6 protein-coding genes and 2 pseudogenes are annotated in these 5,914 nt (G+C 61.5%); 4 read left to right on the top strand and 4 right to left on the bottom strand.

The window, feature by feature from the left end:
* Positions 1 to 17 precede the first annotated feature (17 nt).
* The 4 genes and pseudogenes from scpB to HT737_RS23375 form a co-directional block, all read right to left on the bottom strand.
* Positions 18 to 988: pseudogene (gene scpB / locus HT737_RS23390) on the bottom strand (SMC-Scp complex subunit ScpB).
* 11 nt (positions 989 to 999) lie between these two features.
* Positions 1,000 to 1,698, bottom strand: coding sequence for a ScpA family protein (locus HT737_RS23385; protein ID WP_171061841.1), 699 nt, complete (start codon positions 1,696 to 1,698; stop codon positions 1,000 to 1,002).
* Between the two features lie 123 nt (positions 1,699 to 1,821).
* The gene (locus tag HT737_RS23380) at positions 1,822 to 2,451 is read right to left on the bottom strand and encodes an L-threonylcarbamoyladenylate synthase (RefSeq protein WP_007966016.1); all 630 of its coding nucleotides are present in this window, start codon (positions 2,449 to 2,451) and stop codon (positions 1,822 to 1,824) included.
* A gap of 13 nt (positions 2,452 to 2,464) precedes the next feature.
* Positions 2,465 to 3,327: pseudogene (locus tag HT737_RS23375) on the bottom strand (PHP domain-containing protein).
* Positions 3,328 to 3,414: 87 nt separating this feature from the next.
* Between HT737_RS23375 and HT737_RS23370 the strand changes: the two are divergent.
* From HT737_RS23370 to HT737_RS23355, 4 genes are all read left to right on the top strand, one after another.
* The gene (locus HT737_RS23370; protein WP_182404106.1) at positions 3,415 to 4,011 is read left to right on the top strand and encodes a septation protein A; all 597 of its coding nucleotides are present in this window, start codon (positions 3,415 to 3,417) and stop codon (positions 4,009 to 4,011) included.
* A 1-nt stretch (position 4,012) separates the two neighbouring features.
* On the top strand, positions 4,013 to 4,312 hold the full coding sequence (locus HT737_RS23365) for a YciI family protein (protein ID WP_025110562.1): 300 nt from the start codon (positions 4,013 to 4,015) through the stop codon (positions 4,310 to 4,312).
* Positions 4,313 to 4,558: 246 nt separating this feature from the next.
* The gene (locus tag HT737_RS23360; RefSeq protein WP_047292453.1) at positions 4,559 to 4,969 is read left to right on the top strand and encodes a translation initiation factor 2; all 411 of its coding nucleotides are present in this window, start codon (positions 4,559 to 4,561) and stop codon (positions 4,967 to 4,969) included.
* Between the two features lie 7 nt (positions 4,970 to 4,976).
* Positions 4,977 to 5,654, top strand: a complete 678-nt coding sequence (locus HT737_RS23355; RefSeq protein WP_041073070.1) for a response regulator transcription factor — start codon at positions 4,977 to 4,979, stop codon at positions 5,652 to 5,654.
* Positions 5,655 to 5,914: the final 260 nt, after the last annotated feature.

Raw genomic sequence — 5,914 nt, 5'->3', positions numbered from 1 at the left:
GATCTTTTCGGCGCGCCTCAGTCCTCGAACTCGCGGCGTTCGGCTTCGATGGCTTCGGCCAGGGCGCGCGCCTCGGCTTCTTCTTCACTCAGTTCGGGCTCCGCTGCAGGTGGTTCGAGGGCAGCGACGGCAGCGAGAAGTTTTTCCCGGGCCTCGGCAACGCAAGAATGTCCTCTTCCGGTTCGGCTTCAGGCTCGGCCTCAAGTTCAACTTCAATCGGCGGCTCGACGGTCTCGGCTTCCGGCTCAGTCGTCGACGTCTCCCCGTCCGCCGCATCGCGCAACAAATCATCGAAGTCGGTCTTGATCCCCTCCTCCATGCTGTCCAGTTCCAGCAGCAAGCTGTGGAAGCTGGTTTCTTCCTTCGGCTCTTCCGGCTCGGCGCTGGCGTCGGCCTGTTCCTGCAGGCCTTGCGGCACCGGTGCGTCGTCGAAATCGAGGACGGGCTCGGCTTCCATCTCACGCAGTTCGGCCAGCGGCGGCAGGTCTTCAAGGTTTTTCAGATTGAAGTGATCGAGAAACGCCTTGGTGGTGGCGAACATCGCCGGCTTGCCCGGCACGTCGCGGTACCCGACGATGCGAATCCACTCGCGCTCGATCAGCGTTTTGACGATGTTGGTGTTGACCGCCACACCCCGCACGTCTTCGATCTCGCCCCGGGTAATCGGCTGGCGATAGGCGATCAGCGCCATGGTTTCCAGCAGCGCACGGGAATAGCGCTGTGGCCGTTCTTCCCACAAACGCCCGACCCACGGCGAAAACTTCTCGCGGATCTGCAAGCGGTAGCCGGAGGCGACTTCCTTGAGCTCGAACGCGCGGCCCTCGCAGGACTTGGCCAGCAGGCTCAGGGCTTTCTTGAAGACCGGCGGTTCAGGGCGCTCACCTTCTTCGAACAGTTCGTAGAGGCGTTCAAGCGATTGCGGTTTTCCCGAGGCCAACAGAAAGGCTTCAAGCAGGGGCGCCAGCTCGCGGGGTTCAGTCAGGTTCATGTTTCGACTCGTTATTCGGCTCGGGCTCGCACGTGGATCGCGGCGAACGGCTCATTCTGCACCAGCTCGACCAAGGATTCCTTGACCAGTTCAAGGATCGCCATAAAGGTCACCACCACACCGAGGCGACCTTCTTCGGCGGTGAACAGCTCGACGAACGGCACAAACCCGCCGCCCTTGAGCCGTTCCAGCACATCGCTCATGCGCTCGCGGGTCGACAATGCCTCGCGGCTGACCTGATGGCTCTCGAACATGTCGCCACGGCGCAGCACTTCGGCCATGGACATCAGAATTTCTTCCAGCGCGACATCAGGCAACAGCTTGCGCGCCCGGGCTTCCGGGGCGTCGAGCTTGGGCACCACAACATCGCGTCCGACCCGGCTCAGGCCGTCGATGCCTTCGGCGGCGGCCTTGAAGCGCTCGTATTCCTGCAGGCGGCGGATCAGTTCGGCGCGCGGGTCGTCCTCTTCGTCTTCGACGGTTTCGGCCCGCGGCAGGAGCATCCGCGATTTGATTTCGGCCAGCATCGCGGCCATCACCAGGTACTCGGCGGCCAGTTCCAGGCGCACCGACTGCATCAACTCGACATAGCCCATGTACTGACGGGTGATTTCCGCCACCGGGATGTCGAGAATGTTGATGTTCTGTTTGCGGATCAGGTACAGCAGCAGGTCGAGCGGGCCTTCGAAGGCTTCGAGAAACACTTCCAGCGCATCCGGCGGGATGTACAGGTCCAGCGGCATTTCCGTGACCGCCTGGCCATAGACCATGGCAAACGGCAGTTCCTGCTGGGCGCCGGCTTGGGGATCGACAACGGTTTCCACTGCGGACATTCAGGCCTCGACCATGAACGGCGCGGGGTCGCCGCAACCGACGCGGATCACTTCCGGGTCGTCGCCGGTCAGGTCGATCACGGTGGACGCCTTGATCCCGCCGAAACCGCCGTCGATGATCAGATCCACCTGGTGTTCCAACAATTGACGCATTTCGTACGGATCGCTCAGCGGATCTTCATCGCCGGGCATGATCAGGGTCACACTCATCAGCGGCTCGCCGAGTTCGGCCAGCAACGCCAAGGCAATCGGATGGCTCGGCACCCGCAGGCCGATGGTGCGTTTCTTCGGATGCAGCAGCAAACGCGGCACTTCGCGGGTGGCATTGAGGATAAAGGTGTAAGGCCCCGGCAGATGCGCCTTGAGAATGCGGAAGGTGCCGGTGTCGATCTTGGCATAGTTGCCCAGTTGCGACAGATCGCTGCAGATCAGCGCAAAGTTGTGCTTTTCGTCGAGCTGACGCAGACGGCGCACGCGCTCGATTGCGGTCTTGTCGCCGATCTGGCAACCGATGGCGTAGGAAGAGTCCGTGGGATAAATCACCACCCCGCCCTTGCGGATGATCTCGACCGCCTGTTTGATCAGGCGCGCTTGCGGGTTTTCCGGATGGATCTGGAAAAATTGACTCACATTCTCTACCTGTTCAGACGGCGGCGATAACTGTGTCATGTTTGAACCGACCCCACAGGGGTGGAAGGTCCTCGGGAACCGGCCGGTACTGGCCAATCTCGGACCAGCCACCAGGGCCATGAAAATCACTGCCGGCACTGACCAGCAGACCGAACTCACGGGCAAGGATCGCCAGGCTGCCGACCTGTTCTGCGGGCTGATGGCCATTGACCACTTCGATTGCATGCCCGCCCGCTTGAATATAGTCGGCAATCAGCTTTCGGCGCTTGCTGCGGGTGAAATCGTAGTGCCACGGATGCGCCAGACTGACCCACGCCCCGGCGGCGCGCAGGGTGCCGACGGTGTCTTCCAGCGTCGGCCAGTGCTGCTTGACGTCACCCAGCTTGCCGGCGCGAGCCATTTGCGGAATGCCTCGGCGCGATCCTTGACAAAACCTTCACGCACCATCCAGTCGGCAAAATGCGGGCGGGCCGGCGCGTTGCCGCTGTCGCCCAGTTCCTGCTGGATCTGCCGGGCGCCTTCGAGGGCACCGGGCATACCTTTGAGGCCAAGCTTGCGGCTTATTTCTTCCGACCGCAGCCAGCGGCCATCGTGCAATCTGGCGATGGCCTCGACCAAGGGCGCGGCGTTGACGTCGAAACCGTAGCCCAGCACGTGGATGGTCGCGCCGCCCCAAGTGCAGGACAGCTCGACGCCATTGACCAGTTGCATGCCCAGTTCTTCGGCGGCGCTGCGCGCTTCGGCGAGCCCTTCGAGGGTGTCATGATCGGTCAACGCCAGGACTCGCACGCCGTTTTCAAACGCACGCGCAACCAGAACCGCCGGCGCCAGGGCGCCATCGGAGGCCGTGCTGTGGCAGTGCAAATCAACATTCACGGGGAGTTGTAACCTCAAATCAGCTGGCGCTATCGCGCGCCCATATGTTTGTTATTATGCCGCCACATCCAGCTTCTGGCTCTCACTGTGAAACAATTCATCGATTTCATCCCGCTTCTGCTGTTTTTCATCGTTTACAAACTGGATCCACGGGTCGTCGACATCGCCGGCCATGAGGTGACTGTAGGCGGTATTTACAGCGCCACGGCGATGCTGATCATCAGCTCCCTCGTAGTCTACGGCGCGCTGTTCATCAAGCAGCGCAAGCTGGAAAAGAGCCAATGGCTGACCCTGATCGCCTGCCTGGTGTTCGGCAGCCTGACCCTGGCCTTCCACAGTGAGACTTTCCTCAAATGGAAAGCCCCGGTGGTCAACTGGCTGTTCGCCCTGACCTTCATCGGAAGCCACTTCATCGGTGACCGCCTGCTGATCAAACGCATCATGGGCCACGCGCTGACCCTGCCGGATCCGGTCTGGACCCGCCTGAACATCGCCTGGATCGCCTTCTTCCTGTTCTGCGGCGCTGCCAACCTGTTCGTGGCATTCACCTTCCAGAGCATCTGGGTCGACTTCAAGGTGTTCGGCAGCCTGGGCATGACCGTGCTGTTCCTGGTCGGTCAGGGCATCTACCTGTCCCGCCATCTGCACGACGCCGATACCACAACGCCAAAAACCGAGGACTGACATGCTCTACGCAATCATTGCCACCGACGTCGCCAACTCGCTCGAAGCCCGCCTCGCCGCGCGCCCGGCCCACCTCGAACGCCTGCAAGTGCTCAAGGGCGAAGGCCGCATCGTACTGGCCGGACCGCACCCGGCGGTCGACAGCAATGATCCGGGCGCGGCGGGTTTCACCGGCAGCCTGATCGTCGCCGAATTCGACTCCCTGAGCGCCGCCCAGGCCTGGGCCGACGCCGATCCGTACATCGCCGCCGGCGTGTACGCCAGCGTGATCGTCAAACCGTTCAAGCAAGTCTTGCCGTAAAGAGGCAATCTTGTGGCGAGGGAGCTTGCTCCCGCTGGGTCGCGCAGCGGCCCCGCTTTTCAAAGGCAATGGGACTGCTGCGCAGTCCAGCGGGAGCAAGCTCCCTCGCCACAGTTTCAACAGGTGCCTTATCTCTGCATTGCCTCTGGCACTGAACCTTCCCGCTTCTCACCGCTCTCAATCGCTCATTATTCTCGTTTGCCTGCCGACAACCTGCCCAATATCCATTTGCTAGCAGGAATCGCAATGCGCAAAGGTCCGTTGTGTCTGATGTGGGTCACGTTGACGATCATGGCGCCCGCCCATGGTGAAGAAACCACCGAAAGCGGCAGCTCCACGCCATTGTCATTAAGTGCCGGCAGCCAGATTACCGAGTTGCAGCAGCGCCTGAAGGCCAGCGAGCAGCAGCGGGAAGAATTGAGCAAACAACTGCAAAATGCCGACAACACCCGCGAAAGCGCCGTGCTCGCCAGGTTGCGCCAAGAGAATCAGCGCCTGAAGCTGCAACTCAAGGAAGCCCAGGCCAGTCCCTTGCCGCGTTTGCTGACCGAACAGCAGCAATGGTTCGTTACGGGCGCCGGGGTAGCGCTATTGGCGCTGCTGTGCGGTATCTTTGCCAGTGGAGCAAGCCGAAAACGTCGGCAATGGCTAAATTGAGTGAGTCATGAGCGAGCTGTTACTGATTGATGATGACCAGGAGTTGTGTGAACTCCTGAGTAGCTGGCTGAGCCAGGAAGGCTTTCTGGTGCGTGCCTGCCACGATGGCCAGAGCGCGCGCAAGGCGTTGGCCGAATCGGCCCCGGCGGCGGTGGTGCTGGACGTGATGCTGCCCGATGGCAGCGGTCTGGAACTGCTCAAGCAATTGCGCAGCGAGCACGCAGAGCTGCCGGTGCTGATGCTCTCGGCCCGGGGCGAACCGCTGGACCGTATTCTCGGTCTGGAGCTGGGGGCCGACGATTACCTGGCCAAGCCCTGCGATCCGCGTGAACTCACCGCGCGCCTGCGCGCCGTGCTGCGCCGCAGCCACCCGGCCGCCGTATCCACCCAACTCGAACTCGGCGACCTGAGCTTCAGCCCGGTGCGCGGCGTGGTCAGCATCGACGAAAAAGAACTGACACTTACCGTTTCCGAAAGCCGCCTGCTCGAAGCCCTGCTCAAGCAGCCCGGCGAACCGCTGGACAAACAGGAACTGGCGCAACTGGCCCTCGGTCGCAAGCTGACCCTGTACGACCGCAGCCTCGACATGCACGTCAGCAACCTGCGCAAGAAGATCGGCCCGCATCCCGACGGCCGCCCACGGATCGTCGCCCTGCGCAGCCGTGGTTACTACTACAGCCTCTGATCCACGTCCGACACAACGACATCCCCCTGTAGGAGCTGCCGAAGGCTGCGATCTTTGCTTTTAAAGATCAAAAGGATCGCAGCGTGCCGCAGCTCCTACAGGGGATATGTGTAAGGCTGGAGACAAAGCGTCTTTACCCAAGCTTTACGCAGCGCTGACCGCCGCTGACCTTGATCTCCGTAATCTGTACTCATCCGGAACGTACCGGGAAACGAGACAAGGAGATACACCATGCGCAAGACTCTTATCGCTCTGATGTT

Origin of the sequence: Pseudomonas sp. MD195_PC81_125 (assembly GCF_014060985.1) — a bacterium.
In the GTDB taxonomy this organism is placed as follows: Bacteria; Pseudomonadota; Gammaproteobacteria; order Pseudomonadales; family Pseudomonadaceae; genus Aquipseudomonas; species Aquipseudomonas parakoreensis.
Note: the sequence above shows the minus strand (reverse complement) of the source record. Positions and strands in the feature narration are given on the sequence as shown.

Bases quoted from the DNA above. Each gene is read 5' to 3' on its own strand.
- HT737_RS23360 (WP_047292453.1), top strand. From the start codon at position 4,559: ATGCGCAAAGGTCCGTTGTGTCTGATGTGGGTCACGTTGACGATCATG.
- HT737_RS23355 (WP_041073070.1), top strand. From the start codon at position 4,977: ATGAGCGAGCTGTTACTGATTGATGATGACCAGGAGTTGTGTGAACTC.
- HT737_RS23365 (WP_025110562.1), top strand. From the start codon at position 4,013: ATGCTCTACGCAATCATTGCCACCGACGTCGCCAACTCGCTCGAAGCC.